This is a genomic window from Cytophagaceae bacterium (assembly GCA_016722655.1).
GTDB lineage: Bacteria > Bacteroidota > Bacteroidia > Cytophagales > Spirosomataceae > Leadbetterella.
Map to the genome: position 1 here is coordinate 555,675 of JADKIR010000005.1, position 20,626 is coordinate 576,300.

The following is a 20,626-nucleotide window of genomic DNA, read 5'->3' on the forward strand; positions in this document are numbered from 1 at the left end:
ATATGGATACGAAATTATTAGAAAAACTAGACAAAATGATTGAAAAAGGCCATATTATTGAGGCTTTTGAAACATTTTTTAGTGACGATGTCCTTACTCACGATGAAGCCGGAGGAAAAACACATTCAAAATCAGAAAAAAGAAAAATGCTGGATGACTTCTTCCTGGTATTTCCTCTCATAAATGACATTAAACTTCATGGAAATTTTGCTTTTGGTGACACTTCCATCTCTAAATTTTCATTTGTTTTTTCCAATTCGGAAGGCGTAACCCAACGCTGGCATGAGTTGATTACCAGGAAGTGGAAAGATGGCAAGGTGGTTGAAGAATTTTATTCCGGAGGAGATCTTGATGAAGAAAAAAAAGCACTTAAAAAAGAGAATTCAAAAAAGATTTCTAATAAAAAGGTAAAAGAAAAAAAGGTTAAAGCGGAAATTAAATCAGAAGAAAAAATACCGATTGAGTCCGAACCAGCCAAAGTTGAAAACAAAATACTTTCTTATGACAACCTGAGAATAATCGAAGGTATTGGGCCAAAAATAGTAGAAGTATTAAAAAAATCGGGGATTACTGACTTTAAATCTTTAGCTTCCTCATCGGTAGAAAAACTGGAGGATATTCTTAAAAACGAAGGCCCGAGATACGCACTTCAAAATCCTTCAACCTGGCCTATGCAAGCTGATCTTGCTGCAAAAGGTAGTTTTGAAGAACTTGAAAAATTAAAGTTAAAAATTGTCGACGGTGTTTTGACTGCATAAAAAAAAGCCCGGTTCGCCGGGCTTTTTTATTTATCCTTTATTCCAGATTATTTTACATTATCAGGATTTAACAAATCATAAAATTGATCCAGTTTAGGCATCAAAATGATTCGGGTTCTACGATTTATTGAGCGACCCTCAGCTGTATCATTCGATGTAAGGGCATTGTACTCTCCACGGCCGGCAGCAACCAGTTTATTAGGATCAACTCCAAATTTCTTTTGAAGAGTTCTTACCACAGCTGTTGCACGTTTTACACTAAGATCCCAGTTGTCATCCAAACACTCTGTATTAATTGCAACGTTATCAGTGTAACCTTCTACCATCATTTCAAGGTCAGGGCGTGCCTGAAGCATTTTTGCAACTTTTTCTAAAACACCGAAAGCTTTTGGAGAAATTTTGTAGCTACCACTGGTAAACAACATTTTATCAGAAAGGTTGACCATCACGACAGTTTTATCAACTTTAACTTCAACATCCTGATCATCAAGACCTTCAGCCAATGAAGATTTAAGATTTACCGCCAAGGCAAGGTTCATAGAATCGGCTTTTGATTTGGCTGCTTGCAAAAGAGTAATGTACTTGTCTTTCTTCTCTAACTGAGCCAAAGTACGATTTATGTTTTCGTTGGCTGATTGGTTCAATACTGTCAATCCACCTACTTGTTGCATTTGAGTGTCTCTAACTTTCTGCAAATCAGCAATTTGAGCTCTCAAGTCAGCCATTTGACTCTCTTTAGCTTCCTGAGATGCTTTTGAAGCAGCAGCCATTTTTTCTTTTTCTTGTTCGCAACTTACCAGTTTGTTTTTGAAATCATTAACCATTTCGCCACGTCTTTCGAGATCGGCTTTGGTAGCAGTGAGTTCAGACTGAAGCCCAACAAATTTTTTCTTGGAAACGCATGATGTAAAAACAACACCAGCTGAGAAAAGCAAGATTAGTTTTTTAGATAAATTCATAATGAAATATAGTTTGTTTTAAGGTTCACTAAAATGAAGGTGCAAAGTTAATAATGTAAAAAATAATAATGAAATATTTAGTCCACAAGATACCCGATATAATCGCCACTTTCTATAAATAATGCGTCATTGGGTAAATTATTGTACCAATATACCCAAGTCATTAATTCTTGCCCATTATTAATCAGGTTTACATTTATTTTTTCTCTTGTGTATTCCGATTTTGATAAATTTTCTGGAAAATAGTTTTCATATTCATCAAGGACCTGAAGAAACTTAGGATTTAAAATTTCATATATTTCACCAAAAACATAGAAATTCTCACCTTCAATATTTTTTACAATACCCGGATATTTACCCAAATCATAAAGTTTTGCTGAAATTTTACCGGCACCTAAATAACTGGCATTCTTATGAAAAGAATTTTTGAAAGGATTTTTTGGAAAAGAATTTAGGAGTGTTCCATAAACAAAAAGATATTCCTTTTCCACTTTAAAAAATTAGATATTCTGGAGTTCAGACTTTAGTTTTTTTGTCAAACTTTCAACTACCAGATTGTATGAATCTGTAACTAATTCTTTGACCAGGTTGCTTTTTACTGAAAAATCAATAAAAACCATGTTCCAGTGGGTTTTGTTCATGTGGAATGCCCCTTGAATAAAAGGATATTCCTGACGGAGTTCCGCATTTCGGTCTGGAGTATTTTTTAAACTTATGACTAATTCTTCACGGTCTAGAGGCAACAACGCAAACATTTTACCCATCACTTTAAACACAAGTGTGTCAGGTCCAAAGGGCAATTCTTCGGTTACACCTTTAAATGAAAGGCAAAAATCACGCAGTTCTTCGATATTCATCTCAAAAAGGCCCGGTATAACATCACCAAAACTGCAATCAAGAACATTACTATAGAAATCTTGTTGATGCCATGCATGATTCTGAGGTTGTCACTTGAGGGAAATTTTCCGGAGGTATCTTTTCTAAAAACCCTGCCAAAATAATTGAATACAGGTCCAACTTTTACCATTTCTTTCCAACTAGCCATAATTATAATGTTTTTAAAAGTTCATTTTCTGCCGAAGACTCAATCCAATTACCATCTTCTTTGATTAATTCTATCAGTTCTTCCACAGCATTCTGCGAATTTACTGATCTTTTTACCACTTCCTGCCCCCGATATAACGATATCTTATCTTTTCCTATTCCCACGTACCCATAATCAGCATCTGCCATCTCGCCCGGACCATTTACGATACAACCCATGATTCCAATTTTAATTCCTTTTAAGTGATCGGTGCGTTTCCTGATCATTGCCGTGGTTTCCTGTAGGTCAAATAGTGTTCTACCGCAAGAAGGGCAGCTAATGTACTCAGTTTTTGACATCCGGGTACGTGCTGCCTGCAGAATACCAAAGGCCAGACTGTTTGCAACGGTTTTGTTTTCTGCACTTATCATAATTCCATCTCCAAATCCATCAATAAAACATCCACCTAAATCTGTAGCGGCAAACAACTGCAAATCTTCATCCGAAAAATTTGTATATTTTTTTGAAAGAATGACCGGGGTTTTTAGCTCATATATCTTATTATAAACAACCCTAAAATCAGGATATGCATTGGGTCTTTCTGATTCAAGAACTAGAATTGCGTGTTTTGAAACTTCCAAAAAGTCTATCAGTTCATCACTTACCTCACTAGTTTTAGATTTTACAAAAAACTGCCCCAAATCGTATTCAGAGGCATTTTTGTAATTATCGATATCGAACAGTGAAATTTTATTTTTTTGATCAGGGTGATGTGACCAAATCTCAAAATCCAGAATTTCCTTCAATCCATTGGGAAGCATAAAGTCAATCTGATTTTTACCGGAATAAATAAAATCAGCACCGAGGTCATTCATAGCCCATTTATCAGGTAATGGCAAATAAAAATGACCGATAGACTTCAAATTCTCAATTTTAATATTCTGTTTATCAGAAAAATCAGCAATTACCCGAGGTACCAAATGGCCGCCAATTATGCCCGTTTCAGTAGTCTTTCTTCTCTTGTAAGAAAATGAATCATATTTTAAATTCTGAATTTCCTCCAAATCAAAATTCCCGGGATTTGGGGAATATCTGTCGATTAATTTTCTGGCAACCGGTGCTTCAAATTCAGGATCTTCGGTAAGGCTGACTCTTACTGTGTCACCCAGTCCGTCTTCCAATAATGTACCAATTCCCATGGAGGATTTTATCCGGCCATCTTCACCTTCCCCCGCCTCAGTTACACCCAAATGAAGTGGATAAGGTTTCATTTTTTCTTCCTCAAGTCGTTGACAAAGAAGTCGGTAAGCCTGAACCATCACCTGCGGGTTCGATGATTTCATAGAAATCACGATATTGAAATAGTTCTCATCCTCGCAAATTTTCAGGAATTCCAGGGCAGATTCAACCATACCTTTGGGAGTATCACCATATCTGCTCAAAATACGGTCAGAAAGTGAGCCGTGATTGGTACCAATTCTCATGGCAGTGCCGTATTCTTTACAGATTTTTACCAATGGCAAAAATCGGTCTCTAATCCTGTTCAGCTCATCCTGATACGAGGCATCAGTATAATCAATTACTTCAAATCTTTTCTTATCGGCGTAGTTTCCCGGATTCACCCTCACCTTTTCTACTATCCGGGCTGCCAGTTCTGCCGCATTTGGGGTAAAGTGTATGTCGGCCACCAATGGGGTACTAAAACCGGCAGCACGAAGCCCTTTCTTAATGTTCTCCAGATTTTGTGCTTCTTTCACACTCGGAGCTGTGATTCTCACCAATTCGCAACCACTCTCAATCATCCTGATACTCTGGGCAATAGAGCCTTCAGTATCCATGGTATCGATGGTAGTCATTGACTGCACTCTTATCGGGTAGTCTGAACCCATCCATAAATCACCGATTTTTACCTGATTGGTTTTTCTACGCGAGTATTGGCTAAAGGAATCACAATATGACATTAAAAAGTATTTTTTTGTGCAAAAATAAACAAGGGATAAGTTTAAAACAGAAAAATCAGGAGTTTGTTTTTAAGAGTATTGTAAAAAATTGTGTATAAGAACATTAATGGGTATAAACTTCTCTTCTGTGGGCTATTTTGATTATTTCAATAGTAATAATCTCATCATCAACTGTGTATATAATTCTATAATTCCTAAATCGAATTCGAAAACACTCTTTACCGGGAGTCCTCTGGCTTTTATACCCTTTGAGTTTTTTATATCCTGTAGGTTTTGGATTCTGAGCGAGACCTTTTACCAACTTTATTATTTCAAGTTGTAAGCTGGGTTGGAGTTTAGATAATTCTTTATCAGCAGCTTTGTGATATTTTATTATAAATTCCAAAATTATTTCTGAAGTGCCAGAACTCTTCTCTCTACATCAGAAGCATCAATAGTTTCGCCATTTTCCCTTTCCATAGCAACTAAAGTATCTTCATAATCTTCAATCATCTCTTCAATATAATCTTTAAATTTCTTATTTTTCAAATCCAATTGAAGTGCAACCGGCTTCCCATTCTCATCATACAGATAAGTCTTATATTTATTAATTGTAGATGCTGTCATTTTAATAGCCGCTTGATTTTTAAATATTTAAAACAAAATTATTTCCTTCACAAAAGAAATATATTTTTGACAAAAACAAATTATTTTTTTTGATTATTAAATGGAAAAATGATTACAAAACCTTCAAATCAGAAAGGAATATTTCAATTCTAAAATTAAAAACGAAAAAACACATAATTTTGCACCTAAATATGGAAATAATAGAAAAAAATATGCTTCCGGTGATGGAAGCTTTTTATACGCTTCAGGGCGAAGGGCATTATTCTGGACATGCGGCCTATTTTATCAGGTTGGGTGGTTGTGATGTGGGGTGTGTATGGTGTGATGTAAAAGAGTCATGGGATGCCGAGGTCCATCCGAAATATTCTGTTGAAAAAATTGTAAATCAAGCTTCAGAGTTCCCCAAAAGTATTGCTGTAATCACTGGAGGTGAACCACTTATGTACAATTTGGATGAACTCACTCAGGCCTTAAAAAGTGCAGGTTTCAGAACCAATATTGAGACTTCAGGTGCTCATCCATTTACCGGAAACTGGGATTGGGTATGCTTTTCTCCCAAAAAATTCAAAGAACCACTTCCGGAAATCTACACCAAAGCCAATGAACTAAAAATCATCATTTTCAATAAATCTGATTTTGAATTTGCAGAAAAATATGCAACCCTGGTAAACCCGGAATGTAACCTATTCCTGCAACCAGAGTGGGATAAAAGAGAAAAAATAACACCTTTGATAATTGATTATATTAAAGCAAATCCAAAATGGAGCATGAGTCTGCAAACACATAAATACCTTGATATCCCCTGATTTGGAAATCAAGCAGATGTCATTTTTTGCAATATTTTTAGCTAAAAACAAAAAAATATCTAACTTAGCTGCCCTTTTTCGACAAACTATATTAAATGAACAGAGTTATTTTAATCGTGCTTGACAGTGTGGGTATTGGAGAATTACCCGACGCCAACCTTTACAATGATCTGGGAGCAAATACTTTAGGTCATATTTTTGAAAAATATCCACAAATCAAAACACCTAATCTTATTGCTTTAGGACTTGGAAATATTGTTCCTGAAAACATTATCCCAAAAACCAACAATCCTTTAAGTGCTTTTGGAAAAGCCGCAGAGGTTTCCGCCGGTAAAGACACTACCACAGGACATTGGGAAATTGCAGGCGTTACACTAGAAAAACCTTTTCCGACTTTTACTGAAACAGGTTTCCCTGAGAATTTTATCAAAAAATTCGAAGAAAAAATTGGCACCAAAACCATCGGAAATATTTCAGCATCAGGCACAGAAATTATTGATAATCTGGGGGAAGAACACATAAAAACCGGCTTTCCGATTGTTTATACTTCCGCCGACAGTGTATTCCAGATTGCTATACATGAAGGGATTATTCCTATAGAAAGACAATATGAAATATGTAAAATAGCCCGGGAAATGCTGGTGGACGACCTGGAAGTGGGTCGGGTAATTGCCAGACCATTTGAAGGCACTCCGGGTAATTTCAAAAGAACATCACGAAGAAAAGACTGCGCCACTTTGCCGCCACATACTATACTAGATGGTTTGACAGAAAACGGTATTGAGGTGCATGCAGTAGGTAAAATTTGGGATATTTTTGCAGAAAAAGGGATTTCTTCCCATATTAAAACAGCCAATAACGCTGAAGGCATGCAACAAACCCTGGCGGCACTCGAACAAATGGAAAGTGGATTGATATTTACGAATCTGGTTGATTTTGATATGCATTTTGGCCACCGAAGAGACGTGGAAGGATATGCCAAAGCCATCGAAGAATTTGATATATTTCTGCCAAAACTCATGGCAGCTCTACAGCCCGACGATTTGTTGATTATCACGGCGGACCACGGAAATGACCCGACGCATCATGGCACAGACCACACTCGGGAGTATATTCCGATACTTAATGTAGGTGAAAAAGTAAAAAAAGGTGAAAATATTGGTACAAGGAGTACGTTTGCAGATATAGCCGCCACCATAGCCGATGCTTTTGGCATAGATTTTTCTACCAATGGAGTGAGCTATTTACCTCAAATATTAAATTAAGATTATGGCTGATTTATTAGCGTCTTCAGAACTAGTGCTTAATTCCGACAGCAGTGTTTATCATTGTAATCTTCATGCGGAAAACCTTGCAGATATTGTTTTTTTGGTAGGTGACCCTGACAGAGTGCCGGTGGTAAGTTCATATTTTGATAATATTGAATTTAAAACCCAAAAACGTGAAATCGTGACCCATACCGGCACGGTTAAAGGCCGGAGAGTTTCTGTGGTTTCAACCGGAATGGGAACAGATAACATCGATATTGTTCTCAGCGAACTTGATGCAGTAGCCAATATTGACCTAAAAAACAAAACTATTAAACCTGAGCATAAGCAAGTTACATTTATCAGAATGGGCACATCAGGAGCTTTGCAGAAAGAAATTCCGGTAGATAGTTTTGTGGCCGGAGAGTATGGTTTAGGTCTGGATGGCTTGATTTATTATTATGAAAATGGCAAAGAACTCAATGATGAAGGATTTGTCGGTGAATTTATTAAGCACACCGGGTGGTTACCCGAATTACCCAAACCCTATCTGGTAAAAGCCGATGAAAATATGGTATCGTTAGCCAAAGGATTGGGAATTTTCGCAGGAGTAACTACCACTGCCACAGGTTTCTTTGGCCCGCAAGGCCGTGTTTTAAGGCTTGGAATAAGTCAGAAACATCTTAATGAAAGGCTTTCCGATTTCAGATATAATGATTTAAAAATCACTAATTTTGAAATGGAAACTTCGGCCATTTACGGCTTATCACGATTGATGAATCACCGGGCATTGACCGTCAATGTAATCGTAGCCAATCGTTTTTCGGGAGAATTTAGTAAAGATTCTCATGCCAGTATAAATAAGCTAATAGAGAAAATGTTATTCGAATTTTTACCTAAAATTTGAAATTAAAAATATGACAGTTGCAAAACAAGCTATAGAAACCGATCATCTTAATCACGGAATACCGTATGATGCTTCGGTTTTTGATCATATAAATATCAACAAAAGTGCTGTTGAAAGAAGAGCCGCAACATTACCTGCTCGCCGTACAGTCAAAAAAAACTGGCAGGCAGCATGGTTACTCAAAGCGGTAACTTGCATTGATTTGACTACACTAGCGGGTGACGATACTAAAGGAAATGTAACGCGTCTCTGTGCCAAAGCAAAAAATCCTATCAGAAAGGACATTCTGGAAGCATTGGGAATGGAAAATGCCGGAATTACTGTCGGTGGAGTTTGTGTTTATCACAATTTGATTCCATTTGCAAAAGAAGCTCTGCAAGGATCAAATTTGCCAATCGTTGCGGTTTCGACTGGTTTTCCTGCCGGAAATAATTCATTTGAAGATAAAATAAGTGAAATAAAACACTCAGTGGCTGCAGGTGCAAAAGAAATTGACATCGTAATCAGCCGTGATTTGGTTTTGGAAAATAAATGGGAAGAATTATATCACGAAATTTCCGAATTTAAAAAAGCCTGTGGTGATGCTCACATGAAATCCATTTTGGCAACGGGAGAAATTCCAACTTACACCAAAGTGTATAAAGCCAGCATAGTGGCCATGATGGCTGGCAGCGATTTTATCAAAACCAGCACAGGGAAAGAAAGTGTAAATGCTACCCTTGCAGTGAGCCTGGTAATGTGCCGTGCAATCAGAGATTATTTCGAAATGACTGGCACAAAAGTAGGCTTTAAGCCTGCCGGTGGCATTCAGAAGGCCAAACAAGCCACTGATTGGTTGATTTTAATAAAAGAAGAATTGGGAGACGAATGGCTCAATGGCAATATGTTCAGAATTGGAGCCAGTAGCCTTTTAGGCGATATTGAGCGACAGCTCGAGCACCATGTAACCGGTGCTTATTCAGCTAGTTTCCGCCATCCAATGCAATAATTTAGAATAAAATATTTCCACCTTCAAATTTCCCCTCTCATTTGGGGAGGGGGCAGGGGGTGAGGTAAATTAAAATAATATGAAAATAAGTGAAATTTTCGAAAATATGACTTACGGACCGGCACCCGAAAACGCTTCTGAGGCTTTCAAGTTTTTGGATAAATTTGAAAAGAAGTTTCCGTTATTTATCAATGGCGAATGGCAAAAGTCCGATTCAGGGGTATTTATAAAAACGTTTAATCCTTCTGACAATTCAGAGTTGGCAGAAATATCATCGGGCAATCCAAAAGATGTGGATGATGCGGTAAAAGCTGCCAAAAATGCATTAAAACCATGGGTAGCATTAGGTGGCCATGGCAGAGCTAAATATCTTTATGCCATCGCCCGTCAGGTTCAGAAGCATTCCAGGCTTTTTGCGGTTTTGGAATCCCTTGACAACGGTAAACCTGTAAGGGAAACCCGCGACATTGATATTCCTTTGGTCGCACGACATTTTTACCATCATGCAGGCTGGGCTTCATTAATGGAAACAGAATTGCCTGATTATCAGGAGGTAGGAGTAATTGGGCAAATAATCCCGTGGAATTTTCCGATGCTGATGTTATCATGGAAAATCGCACCTGCTCTGGCCATGGGAAATACAGTCGTCTTAAAACCGGCTGAATTTACCTCTCTGACAGCCTTACTTTTTGCTGAAATATGTAAAAATGTTGGATTGCCAATAGGAGTGGTCAATATTTTAACCGGTGACGGAAAAACTGGTGCAGAAATAGTAAATCATCCCGGAGTTGATAAAATTGCGTTCACAGGCTCAACCGAAGTTGGAAAAATTATTAGAAAGGCTATTGCCGGTTCAGGCAAAAAACTTTCATTGGAATTAGGTGGAAAATCCCCTTTCATCGTCTTTGAAGATGCTGACCTCGACTCAGTTGTAGAAGGAATAGTGGATGCCATCTGGTTTAATCAGGGGCAGGTTTGTTGTGCGGGTTCCCGGCTTTTGGTACAGGAAAGTGTAGCAGAAAAATTATATTCAAAGATCAAAAAACGCATGGAAAAGCTCAGAATGGGCAATTCTCTTGATAAATGTATCGATATTGGGGCTGTGGTGGACCAAACCCAATGGAATACCATAGACGGTTATGTAAAAAAAGGTATTGAAGAAGGAAACCAAATTTGGCAGCCCACCTGGGAATGTCCAAAAGGAGGGCAATTCTACCTTCCCACCCTATTTACTGATGTACCAGCAGCTTCAATTATAGCTCAGGAAGAAATATTTGGACCAGTTTTAGTGGCCATGACTTTCCGTCACCATAAAGAGGCTGTAATTCTGGCCAACAATACCCGTTATGGATTGGCGGCAAGTATTTGGACGGAGAATATCAATCTTGCTCTGGATATTGCACCTCAAATCAAAGCCGGAACTATTTGGATTAACTCCTCCAATGTTTTTGATGCGGCATCAGGTTTTGGTGGTTATCGGGAATCAGGATTTGGCAGAGAAGGTGGCAAGGAAGGACTTTTTGAATATGTAAAACCGAAAGTTGAAAAGGAATTCCCGGAAAATGCACCCAAAGTAAAAATTTCAAAAACCAAAATAGACTTTAACCCATCAGGAATTGACAAAACCGCCAAACATTATATTGGGGGTAAACAAGTGAGACCCGATAGTGGATATTCTATAAACATCACCAATCCCTGGGGTGATTACATTGGTGAAATGCCCGAAGGAACCAGAAAAGATATCCGGAATGCAGTTGAAGCGGCTGCCGGAAGCACATCATGGGGAAGTATGACGGGTCACGCCCGTGCTCAGGTTTTATATTTTATTGCTGAAAACCTATCTTCCAGAGCCAAAGAATTTGCTGAAAAGATTTCACTTATGACGGGTCAAACTTTAAATGACGCTGAAAAGGAAGTTGAAGTCTCGATCCAAAGGATTTTTGCCTACGCAGCTTATGCCGACAAATACGATGGTCAGGTGCATAGCACCACCTCAAAAAACGTTACCCTGGCCATGCCGGAAGCATTGGGCGTTTTAGGCATTGTATGTTCAGATGAAAACCCACTTTTGGGCTTTTTATCATTATTGTTGCCTGCGTTGGCAATGGGAAACAATGTGGTAATTGTTCCATCCGAAAAACATCCTTTTTCTGCAACAGATTTTTACCAAATTCTCGAAACCTCAGATGTACCCGCCGGAACAGTAAATATTATCACGGGTAGAAAAGATGAACTCGCCTCTGAAATGGCCAAACATTTCAATATAGACGGACTTTGGTATTTTGGCACCAAAGAAGGCAGTGAAAAAGTGGAAGCATTGGCTACTGAAAGTATGAAACGCACCTGGGTCAACTACGGAAAACATCGTATCTGGTTGGATTCCCGACAAGGTTTTGGTGATCAATTTCTGAGAAACGCCACTCAAATCAAAAATATCTGGATACCATACGGTGCCTAAAATTTAAATATATCACTCTGGCATTGATTTAAGAGTGGACTTTTTTAAACAAGATACTATTTTAGAAATTATGACAAGTTTACATATTGGAGCCAAAAAAGGCGAAATAGCTGAATCGGTATTATTACCCGGCGATCCTCTCAGAGCCAAATTTGTGGCCGAAAACTTTTTAGAAAATGCCGTATGCTATTCTCAGACCCGTGGAATGTATGGCTACACCGGCACTTATAAAGGTAAAAGGGTCTCTATCCAGGGCTCCGGCATGGGAATGGGGAGTTGTGGTATTTACACCCACGAACTTATCAACCATTACGGCGTAAAAAACATCATTAGAGTAGGTACATGTGGTGCTATCCAACCATGTTTGGGTTTGGGAGATGTGATTGCTGCCATGAGTGCCTCCGGCGATAGCGATGCCAATTATCACATTTTCAAAGGAATGCACTATGCTGCCACTGCTGATTATGGTTTATTGAGTAAGGCGGTGGAATTTGCCCACCAAAACAATATTTCTATTAATCCCGGCCAGGTTTTTAGTACCAATACTTTTTATGATGAAGAACCCAACCGCTGGGAAGTATGGCAAAGACACGGAATATTGGGAATAGACATGGAATCTCAGATACTTTTCACCATTGCAAAACGATTTGGTGCAAAAGCCCTGGCACTTTTGACAGTTTCTGATAATATCATTACAGGCGAAACCGCCAGTCAGCTGGAAAGAGAACAAACTTATAACAACATGATGAAAATCGCTCTGGAGGTGGTTTAATCATTTTCAAAAAAAAATTGATGCAAAATAAAAAAATAGAAATAGGCTACAAGTATTTTGAGGATTTAAAAGAATTGGAAAATTCGGACCAAATCCTTATTCAGAAAGCCCTGGATGCCTGCAAAACTGCCTATGCTCCGTATTCCAATTTCCCGGTTGGGGCAGCGGTTCTGTTGGATAGCGGTGAAATTTTCATTGGTAACAATCAGGAAAATATCTCATTCCCGGCAGGAACTTGTGCAGAAAGAACCGTGCTTAACTTTATTCATGCCAATTTCCCTGATAAAAATATAGTTACAATGGCTATTACCGCTACAAATAGCCATTCTGTAGGCCCCGTAACGCCATGTGGGGTTTGCAGGCAGGTGATGGTAGAAATGGAACGCGAACAGCAAACCGACTATAGGGTTTTATTACACAAACCGGGTGGCAGCACCATTGAATTCTCAACCGCCAGCCAATTATTGCCCTTAGCTTTTGAAGATAAATTAAAGAAATGAACGCTGAGGAAGACAAACATTTTCTAAAAATTGCTGCAAATCTGGCCATCCAAAATGTAAAGGAAAATAAAGGGGGGCCATTTGGGGCAATCGTTGTAAAAAACGGAGAAATAATCTCTTCAGGATGTAATTGTGTAAGCTCATCCAATGACCCTACCGCACATGCCGAAATCACGGCCATTAGAAATGCATGTGAAAAACTGAAAAGTTTTCAGTTGACCGATTGCACCATTTATTCCACCTGTGAACCCTGCCCTATGTGTCTGGGAGCCATTTATTGGGCCCGACCCCAAAGATTGGTTTTTGCTTCAACCAAAAAAGATGCTGCCAAAATCGGTTTTGACGACGATTTTATTTATCAGGAAATAAACCTTCCCTTCGAAAACCGCAGAATTTCTACTTCTCAAATCGATATCACCGAAGCTCAGGAACTTTTCAAACTTTGGGAAAATAAAGGAGATAAGGTGGAGTATTGAATTCGAAAAAATTAGAAATATTTTGAAAAAAAATAACGAATACGTATATTTGAAAAAACAATACGTACAATGCTTACAAAGTTAACATTATCATTAGAAAAATCAATTATTGAGAAAGCTAAGTCTTACGCAAAAGACACTGGTAGAAGTTTGTCTGAAATAGTTGAAAATTATTTTGAAAATATTACAGCAGAAACAAAAGAAGAAAATTTGTCTCCAAAATTAAAAAGATTAGTTGGTTCGGTTAAAATTCCGAAAGATGCTAATTTAGACCAGGATTTGAGGGATTATTTTGAGAAAAAACATTTATGAAAAAAATCTATCTTGATACCAACATTATAATTGATTTATTAATTGAAAGAGTACCTTTTAGTAAATACGCTATTCAAATTTTCAAAAAAGCAGAAGAACAATCAATAGTTTTATACACTTCTTCCCATTCTATTGCAACAACACACTATATTCTGAAAAAATATATCGATGAAAAAAAATTACGTGAAATTCTCAATGACTTAATAGATTTAGTTAATATAGTACCAGTTGATTTAGAGATTTTAAGAAGTGGGCTAAATTCAAAGTACAAAGATTTTGAAGATTCAATTCAGATATATTGTGCAAATAATATTAAAGACATAAGTTTTATAGTTACCAGAAATATAAAAGATTTTAAAGATTCGGAAATAACAGCACTACCTCCGGAACAAGCAATTGAATTCATTTAAAAATATTAATATAACCTGTAGTGCATTTAGAGGAAAAATAAAAAAAGGCTATTCATTTTGACAAAAAAGTCGTATATTTAACTGACTACCAATCGATTAAATATAAATGAATAACCTTAAGCAAAGTTACGAAGTAATTTTAACAGTTTTAAGAAAATTTGAAGTTCAAGATAATTTTTTAAATCAAATTAGGAGGCCAAAACTATCTGATATTGAGCTTATTGCGTTGGTTTTAACAGCTGAATATTTGAGTATAGATTCTGAATATCAATTATTTAGAATGTTGCCAGATGATATTTTTATAAAAATTGAGAGGTCTGTTTTTACCAGAAGAAAAAGAAATTTGTTTGGAATAATTGATAGGATAAGAAATAGCATTGCCAATGAACTTGTTCCTTTTGAAAATTATATGATTGTAGATTCGATGCCATTGGAAGTTTGCAAACTGAGTAGGGCTACCAGATCTAAGATTTGTACGGAAAATTACGAATCGGCACCGGATAAAGGTTATTGTGCTTCTCAAAAAATGCATTTTTATGGATATAAATTACATGCCGTTTCTACACTTAAGGGAGTCTTGAAAAGCTTCGAAATTACTAAAGCCTCAGTGCATGATATACATTATATGAAAAACATAAAACAAGAGTTTGAAAATTGTACAATAATAGGTGATAAAGGATACTTAAGTGCTGATTATCAATTGGATTTGTTTGAAACAAGAAATATTACATTGGAGGTACCAATGAGGCAAAACCAAGAAAATTATAAGCCCCAAAGTTATATTTTAAAAAATCAAGAAAGAGAATTGAAACCCTTTTATCGCAACTTTGTGACCAGTTCATGATAAGAAGAAATTACGCAAAAACATTCCAAGGTTTCAAAACAAGACTGTTGACGAAATTAACATCTTTAACCGTTATTCAATTTATAAACCACTTAAATGGAAGAAATATTAATAAAATCAAAATCTCTATCTCCTAAATGCACTACGGGTTAATATAACCTTTTCAATATTCTACCTGACCAAAATCAGTTTTTCTTGTGATGAAGGTTTTGGCAACCTCCTCGAAACAGCCGTAATCTTGTGATATAATTTAATAATGAATATTCCTTTAGGGAGATTTAAACCAAAAGATTAAAAATCACAGTATTATGTCAGATTCAAAAAAGTATGTGTATTCCTTCGGTGGCGGAAAAGCCGACGGAAACGAATCAATGAAGAACCTGCTGGGAGGTAAAGGAGCTAACCTTGCCGAAATGGCGGGTCACCCTAACCTAAAATTGCCAGTGCCTCCGGGCTTCACAGTCACTACCGAAGTATGTACGTATTTTTATGCCAACGGAAAACAATATCCTACAACATTAAAATCTCAGGTTGCCGATGCAATTGCTCAAATGGAGCAAATCACCGGCAAAACATTCGGTGACGACAAAAACCCACTTCTGGTTTCGGTACGTTCGGGTGCTCGTAAAAGTATGCCAGGTATGATGGAGACCGTTTTGAACGTAGGTCTTACCGAAAAAACAATTAAAGGATTGATTGCCCAGAGTGGCGACGAACGTTTTGCTTATGATGCTTATCGCAGGCTTATCATGATGTACGCCGACGTAGTAATGGAAAAAGCTGGCGGTATTGAAGTGAAAAGTGGAAAAGGTATCAGAAAAGTATTGGATGAAAAACTGGAACATATCAAAGAAACTCAGGGATATACTTCGGATACCGAACTTACAGTAGATGAATTGAAAGGCCTGGTGGCTGATTACAAAAAAACAGTCAAAAAAATATTGGGTGTTGAATTTCCGGATAATGCCGAAGAACAACTTTGGGGTGGTGTTGGTGCCGTATTCAGTAGCTGGATGGGTAAAAGAGCCATCGAATACCGTAAAATTGAAAGAATACCTGAAGAATGGGGTACTGCTGTAAACGTGCAGGCCATGGTTTTTGGTAACCTTGGAAATGATTCTTGTACTGGTGTTGCCTTTACACGTAATCCGGGTTCTGGTGAAAACAAATTCTACGGTGAGTTCCTGGTGAATGCTCAGGGTGAAGACGTAGTAGCAGGTATCCGTACTCCGGCTCCGGTGAACGAATACTCAAAAAACAGCCAAAGTGAGCAATTCGAATCTTTGGAAAAACTTATGCCTGTTCAATATGCTGAGCTTTACGAAATCCAAAGTCGTCTTGAAGGCCACTACCACGATATGCAGGACATCGAGTTTACCATCGAAAGAGGTAAATTGTATATGTTGCAATGTCGTGTGGGTAAAAGAAATGGTGTAGCTGCCGTAAGAATGGCAACTGAAATGTACAAATCAGGACAAATTGACGGAAAAACTGCAATTATGCGTGTTGGACCTAATCAATTGGTTGAATTGTTACTACCAATGCTTGATCCTAATATCGAAAAAGTAACTCCTACAATTGCCAAAGGTTTACCTGCAGGTCCTGGTGGTGCCAAAGGTAGAGTTGTATTTTCATCAGAAGATGCAGTTGCCTGGGCATCAAAAGGCGAACAGGTAATCCTGGTAAGAGAAGAAACTTCTCCGGAAGATGTGGACGGTATGCACAAAGCACAGGCCATCCTTACTACTAAAGGTGGTATGACTTCTCATGCTGCATTGGTAGCACGTGGTTGGGGTAAATGTTGTATTGTAGGTTGTGCTGATATAGAGATTCATAGCCATTCCAAATTTTTCAAATCAAAAAATGGTGAGACTATCAAAGAAGGTGATTGGATCAGTCTTAATGGTACTAAAGGAAATGTGTACGAAGGAAGCATGCCATTGGTAGATATTGATATTGACAAAAATGAGTCATATCGCGACTTAATGGAGCTGGTTGATAAATATAAAGTTATTGGTGTAAGAGCCAATGCTGAAACTCCAAATGATGCTACAGCAGGATTCAAATTTGGTGCAGAAGGTATAGGTTTATTCCGTACAGAGCACATGTTCTATGGTGAAGGAAGTGAGCAACCATTGTTCTTGCTTCGTAAAATGATCTTGAGTACAACTGAAGAGGAAAGAAGAGAAGCTTTGGATGAGTTGTTTATTTATGTTAAAAAAGACGTAAAAGCAACCCTTGATGTGATGAAAGGGTATCCGGTTACCTTCCGTTTGCTTGATCCACCACTTCATGAATTCGTTCCTCATGATAGAGAGAAACTACAGCAATTAGGAAAAGACCTGGGTATCAGAATTAGTGTTTTGAACCGCAGAGTTTTGGCTCTTCATGAAAACAACCCAATGTTGGGTCACCGTGGAGTTCGTTTGGGTGTTAGTTATCCCGAAATCACCGAAATGCAAATAAAAGCCATTTTGGAATCAGCAGCCGAGCTTACCAACGAAGGTAAAAAAGTAATGCCGGAAATTATGATTCCGGTAACTTGTACCGTAAATGAGCTTACCCATCAAAAAGCTATCGTTGAGAAAGTTTATGATGAAGTTTGTACCCGTTTGTCAATGAGAGAAATACCTTACCTGTACGGAACCATGATCGAAATACCAAGAGCAGCACTTTTGGCTGAGAAAATGGCTACAGAGGCTGACTTCTTTAGCTTTGGTACCAATGACTTGACTCAAATGGGCTTCGGTTTTAGCCGTGATGATATCGGTGGTTTCTTGCCTAAATATCTTGATCTCAAACTGTTGAACGATGATCCATTCGTAACTATCGATCAGGAAGGTATTGGTGAGTTGATCAAATTCGGTACTGAAAGAGGCCGGAAAACCAAACCAAATCTGAAAGTGGGTATTTGTGGTGAGCATGGTGGAGATCCTGAAAGTGTGAAATTCTGCCATCAGGTTGGAATGAACTACGTAAGTTGCTCTCCATTCCGCGTGCCTATTGCAAGATTGGCCGCAGCTCAGGCAGCTTTGGAATTCCCAAGAGGAAATTAAAAAACCCCGAAAATAACCTATCTTTGCCCCGGAAATTAATTTTTTCGGGGTATTTTTTTATGATTGAATTTGAAATTATCGAAAAAGCTAGTCTGGGACGAATCAGAGAAATAGCTTATCAAACCTGGCCTGAAGCTTATAAAAATGTGATTACTCCTGAGCAAATTTCCTATATGCTCAAAATGATGTACGACAGCCAACCTTTAGAGGTGCAATTCCTGGCCGGTCATATTTTTATTGTCCTGAAAGAAGATGGAAAGGATATGGGATTTGTAGCTTTTGAAAAAAACTATGATGGCTCTGATTCTACAAAAATCCATAAGCTATATGTTTTGCCGGAATGCCAGGGAAAAGGATTTGGTAAAAAATTGATTGATAAAGCTATATCAGAAATAAATACCGAAAATCAGAAATCATTGATTCTGAATGTAAACAAGAAAAATCCTTCTTTGAATTTTTATGAAAAAATTGGTTTCATAAAAGCCAGGGAGAAGGTAATTGATATTGGAAATGGCTTTTTAATGGATGATTATATAATGGAAAAAAAAATATAATATTCTATCCAACATTTAATTTAATGCCAGAAAGTTCGATTTGAAATTTTACTTTAGCTTTTAATGCCGTAAAAACCCGAATTAAAGTATCTATAGTAACGTTGTTAGGATTATTTTCCAGTCTTGAAATCTGAGCCTTTTGAACTCCAATTAGTTTCCCTAGTTCCTCCTGAGTAAGATTTCTTTCTAATCTTGAATTTTTAATAGCCTGACCTATAATTTCCATTTGAAGTTCATATTCAAATAAATCTCTCGATGGTGTCCCAGCGTGCCCAACCAGTTCATCCTGCACTTCTTCCAGTGTAAATACTTTCATCTTAAGTTTTTATTTTCTAAATATTTTTTTCTGATTTTTTCAGCCTTTAAAATCTCATTTTCAGGAACTTTACTTCTTTTTTTTACAAAACCGTGAGTGCAAATAACCAAAGTTTCCAATCCATTTTTCTTTTCCCAAAATGCCAAAATTCTGTGTTGAATTCCCTGAAATAATGTTCTAAATTCCCAAATATCATTACTTAATTTCTTAAACAGCTCTGAATCAATGCCTTCCTGAGCTTTACGTAAATTAAAAAGTATTTTTTCATAATGTTTCCTTTCAATACTTTTTAAATAATCATAAGCCTCTTCAAGAAAGACAATTTCAAATTGTTTTGGCATTTATTGCGAGATTTTTTCAAAACTAATTAAAAGTTTCATCATAACGAAACTTTTTTTAGTTTTTTTTTAATAATTAATTACAATCAAAAGGACAAATTAAATCAAATGTGACCTTATAACAGCCTGCACTGTTTGAACACAATCAAAATTCTCAAAAGGAGAAAGTTAAATTTAATAAATAAATTATATTGAGAATTTTGAGTGTGTGAGTTTCAGGGTGCAGTTTTTGCTTCGTTTTTTTTCGAAAAAAAATGAAGGCCCAGGCGGCAGCCGACACAAAGAATGGTATTGGGTGTTATTCTATTTTAAAACAAAATACCATTTAATAGTAGAATATAAGCCAGTTTTTGGTTTAAAAATATTTAACCGTTTGACAGTAATAATTTATCTACCCAATATTCAAAAACCTGGCAATTTTATCTTTCAAGACCTGATTGATGCGTTTATAAGATTCAAAAGTCCAGCCAGCGATATGTGGGGTGATAATCACACCTTTATGATTAATCAGATATTCAAAATCCTGCCTCTGAGCCTCGGAAAGCTTACTCAATTTTTCGTTTTCCAACACATCCAGACAAGCACCTTTTACTTTTCCTGATTTCAAAGCATCCACAAGGTCTTTTAATACAACTATTTCGCCTCTGGCAATATTGCAGAAATAAATCGGTTTGGAAAACTTCTCAAAAAACGCTGCATCAACCCAGGACTGGGTCTCGATGGTCAGGGGAATATGAAGACTTAAAATATCAGCTTCTCTAAATATCTGGCCCAAAGTTGACTCTACAACATATTGATTTCCAAAACCATACCGATATTTATCATAAGCAAGTACCTTACAACCAAAAGCCGTCAGCCTGGTAGCTGTGGCTTCTCCATTGTTACCATAGCCAATCAAACCTACAGTTTTGCCAAACAATTCTTCGCCACGGTTTTCCTCTCTCAACCATTGGCCAATTTTTACTTCTTCGTATGATTTTCCGATTTTATTAAATAAACTCAAAATCATTCCAATCAAATGCTCGGCAACAGCCACCCTGTTTCCTTCATTGGCAGCAAAAATCTCGATATTTCTACGTTTACATGCTTCCACGTCTATCAGATCAAGGCCTGCACCTGCTCTGCCAATAAATCGCAAATTAGGGGCATTTTCGAGAAAACTTTCATCAATAAAAAACTTACTTCTTATGATTAATCCCTCATAATCAGCCACCCTGCTTTTTACTTCTTCTATCGAAATGTTTGGAAAATAATCAACCTCCAGGCCCAACTCTGAGGGCATCTGAACAATCGACTCATGCATTTCGTCAACAATCAGTACTTTCATCTCCCGA

Annotated in this window: 23 protein-coding genes and 1 pseudogene; 14 read left to right on the forward strand and 10 right to left on the reverse strand. The window is 37.3% G+C overall.

All coding sequences use genetic code 11. From position 1 onward, the window contains the following. The first annotated feature begins 2 nt into the window (after positions 1-2). Complete coding sequence (locus IPP61_18275; protein MBL0327080.1) at positions 3-758, forward strand: hypothetical protein; 756 nt, start codon at positions 3-5, stop codon at positions 756-758. Between the two features lie 47 nt (positions 759-805). On the opposite strand, the gene IPP61_18280 is transcribed toward IPP61_18275, so the two are convergent. The 7 genes from IPP61_18280 to IPP61_18310 all read right to left on the reverse strand — a co-directional run bounded on the left by IPP61_18280 (position 806) and on the right by IPP61_18310 (position 5,308). Further along, positions 806-1,717, reverse strand: coding sequence for an OmpA family protein (locus IPP61_18280; GenBank protein MBL0327081.1), 912 nt, complete (start codon positions 1,715-1,717; stop codon positions 806-808). Between the two features lie 77 nt (positions 1,718-1,794). Then, the gene (locus IPP61_18285) at positions 1,795-2,208 is read right to left on the reverse strand and encodes a gamma-glutamylcyclotransferase (GenBank protein MBL0327082.1); all 414 of its coding nucleotides are present in this window, start codon (positions 2,206-2,208) and stop codon (positions 1,795-1,797) included. A gap of 9 nt (positions 2,209-2,217) precedes the next feature. Continuing rightward, the gene (locus IPP61_18290; GenBank protein MBL0327083.1) at positions 2,218-2,574 is read right to left on the reverse strand and encodes an MmcQ/YjbR family DNA-binding protein; all 357 of its coding nucleotides are present in this window, start codon (positions 2,572-2,574) and stop codon (positions 2,218-2,220) included. Continuing rightward, the gene (locus IPP61_18295) at positions 2,571-2,762 is read right to left on the reverse strand and encodes a hypothetical protein (GenBank protein ID MBL0327084.1); all 192 of its coding nucleotides are present in this window, start codon (positions 2,760-2,762) and stop codon (positions 2,571-2,573) included. Before IPP61_18295 ends, IPP61_18290 begins: the two co-directional genes overlap by 4 nt. Positions 2,763-2,764: 2 nt before the next feature. Further along, entirely contained in the window at positions 2,765-4,702 is a 1,938-nt protein-coding gene (gene ispG, locus IPP61_18300; GenBank protein ID MBL0327085.1) for a (E)-4-hydroxy-3-methylbut-2-enyl-diphosphate synthase, read from the reverse strand. Between the two features lie 103 nt (positions 4,703-4,805). Continuing rightward, the gene (locus IPP61_18305) at positions 4,806-5,087 is read right to left on the reverse strand and encodes a type II toxin-antitoxin system RelE/ParE family toxin (protein MBL0327086.1); all 282 of its coding nucleotides are present in this window, start codon (positions 5,085-5,087) and stop codon (positions 4,806-4,808) included. A gap of 2 nt (positions 5,088-5,089) precedes the next feature. Beyond that, positions 5,090-5,308 carry a hypothetical protein gene (locus IPP61_18310; protein ID MBL0327087.1) on the reverse strand — a complete coding sequence of 73 codons (219 nt, stop codon included), beginning with the start codon at positions 5,306-5,308 and terminating at the stop codon, positions 5,090-5,092. A 224-nt stretch (positions 5,309-5,532) separates the two neighbouring features. Here IPP61_18310 and IPP61_18315 point away from each other — a divergent pair, with 224 nt between their 5' ends. From IPP61_18315 to IPP61_18375, 13 genes and pseudogenes are all read left to right on the forward strand, one after another. After that, complete coding sequence (locus tag IPP61_18315; protein MBL0327088.1) at positions 5,533-6,114, forward strand: 7-carboxy-7-deazaguanine synthase QueE; 582 nt, start codon at positions 5,533-5,535, stop codon at positions 6,112-6,114. Between the two features lie 95 nt (positions 6,115-6,209). Further along, complete coding sequence (locus IPP61_18320; GenBank protein ID MBL0327089.1) at positions 6,210-7,379, forward strand: phosphopentomutase; 1,170 nt, start codon at positions 6,210-6,212, stop codon at positions 7,377-7,379. A 4-nt stretch (positions 7,380-7,383) separates the two neighbouring features. Beyond that, positions 7,384-8,268: a nucleoside phosphorylase gene (locus IPP61_18325; protein ID MBL0327090.1), complete on the forward strand. Its 885-nt coding sequence runs from the start codon at positions 7,384-7,386 to the stop codon at positions 8,266-8,268. A gap of 10 nt (positions 8,269-8,278) precedes the next feature. Next, positions 8,279-9,256 carry a deoxyribose-phosphate aldolase gene (gene deoC, locus IPP61_18330; GenBank protein MBL0327091.1) on the forward strand — a complete coding sequence of 326 codons (978 nt, stop codon included), beginning with the start codon at positions 8,279-8,281 and terminating at the stop codon, positions 9,254-9,256. 79 nt (positions 9,257-9,335) lie between these two features. Further along, entirely contained in the window at positions 9,336-11,714 is a 2,379-nt protein-coding gene (locus IPP61_18335; GenBank protein ID MBL0327092.1) for an aldehyde dehydrogenase family protein, read from the forward strand. Positions 11,715-11,784: 70 nt separating this feature from the next. Beyond that, complete coding sequence (gene deoD, locus IPP61_18340) at positions 11,785-12,486, forward strand: purine-nucleoside phosphorylase (GenBank protein MBL0327093.1); 702 nt, start codon at positions 11,785-11,787, stop codon at positions 12,484-12,486. 20 nt (positions 12,487-12,506) lie between these two features. After that, on the forward strand, positions 12,507-12,986 hold the full coding sequence (gene cdd, locus IPP61_18345) for a cytidine deaminase (protein MBL0327094.1): 480 nt from the start codon (positions 12,507-12,509) through the stop codon (positions 12,984-12,986). Further along, entirely contained in the window at positions 12,983-13,462 is a 480-nt protein-coding gene (locus tag IPP61_18350; protein MBL0327095.1) for a nucleoside deaminase, read from the forward strand. Before cdd ends, IPP61_18350 begins: the two co-directional genes overlap by 4 nt. Positions 13,463-13,531: 69 nt before the next feature. Further along, complete coding sequence (locus tag IPP61_18355; protein ID MBL0327096.1) at positions 13,532-13,774, forward strand: hypothetical protein; 243 nt, start codon at positions 13,532-13,534, stop codon at positions 13,772-13,774. Then, a complete protein-coding gene (locus IPP61_18360) occupies positions 13,771-14,184 on the forward strand; it encodes a PIN domain-containing protein (protein MBL0327097.1) in 414 nt (137 codons plus the stop codon). The genes IPP61_18355 and IPP61_18360 overlap by 4 nt, the downstream gene beginning before the upstream one ends. 106 nt (positions 14,185-14,290) lie before the next feature. Continuing rightward, positions 14,291-15,165: pseudogene (locus IPP61_18365) on the forward strand (IS982 family transposase). Positions 15,166-15,336: 171 nt separating this feature from the next. Further along, positions 15,337-18,084 (forward strand): pyruvate, phosphate dikinase, encoded by a 2,748-nt coding sequence (locus tag IPP61_18370; protein ID MBL0327098.1) that lies wholly within the window; start codon positions 15,337-15,339, stop codon positions 18,082-18,084. Between the two features lie 59 nt (positions 18,085-18,143). After that, complete coding sequence (locus IPP61_18375; protein MBL0327099.1) at positions 18,144-18,638, forward strand: GNAT family N-acetyltransferase; 495 nt, start codon at positions 18,144-18,146, stop codon at positions 18,636-18,638. Between the two features lie 4 nt (positions 18,639-18,642). Here the strand turns inward: IPP61_18375 and IPP61_18380 are convergent, their stop codons facing one another. From IPP61_18380 to IPP61_18390, 3 genes are all read right to left on the reverse strand, one after another. Then, entirely contained in the window at positions 18,643-18,954 is a 312-nt protein-coding gene (locus tag IPP61_18380) for a helix-turn-helix transcriptional regulator (GenBank protein MBL0327100.1), read from the reverse strand. Beyond that, the gene (locus tag IPP61_18385; GenBank protein ID MBL0327101.1) at positions 18,951-19,295 is read right to left on the reverse strand and encodes a type II toxin-antitoxin system RelE/ParE family toxin; all 345 of its coding nucleotides are present in this window, start codon (positions 19,293-19,295) and stop codon (positions 18,951-18,953) included. Before IPP61_18385 ends, IPP61_18380 begins: the two co-directional genes overlap by 4 nt. A gap of 388 nt (positions 19,296-19,683) precedes the next feature. After that, positions 19,684-20,619: a phosphoglycerate dehydrogenase gene (locus IPP61_18390; protein MBL0327102.1), complete on the reverse strand. Its 936-nt coding sequence runs from the start codon at positions 20,617-20,619 to the stop codon at positions 19,684-19,686. Between the last annotated feature and the right edge of the window lie 7 nt (positions 20,620-20,626).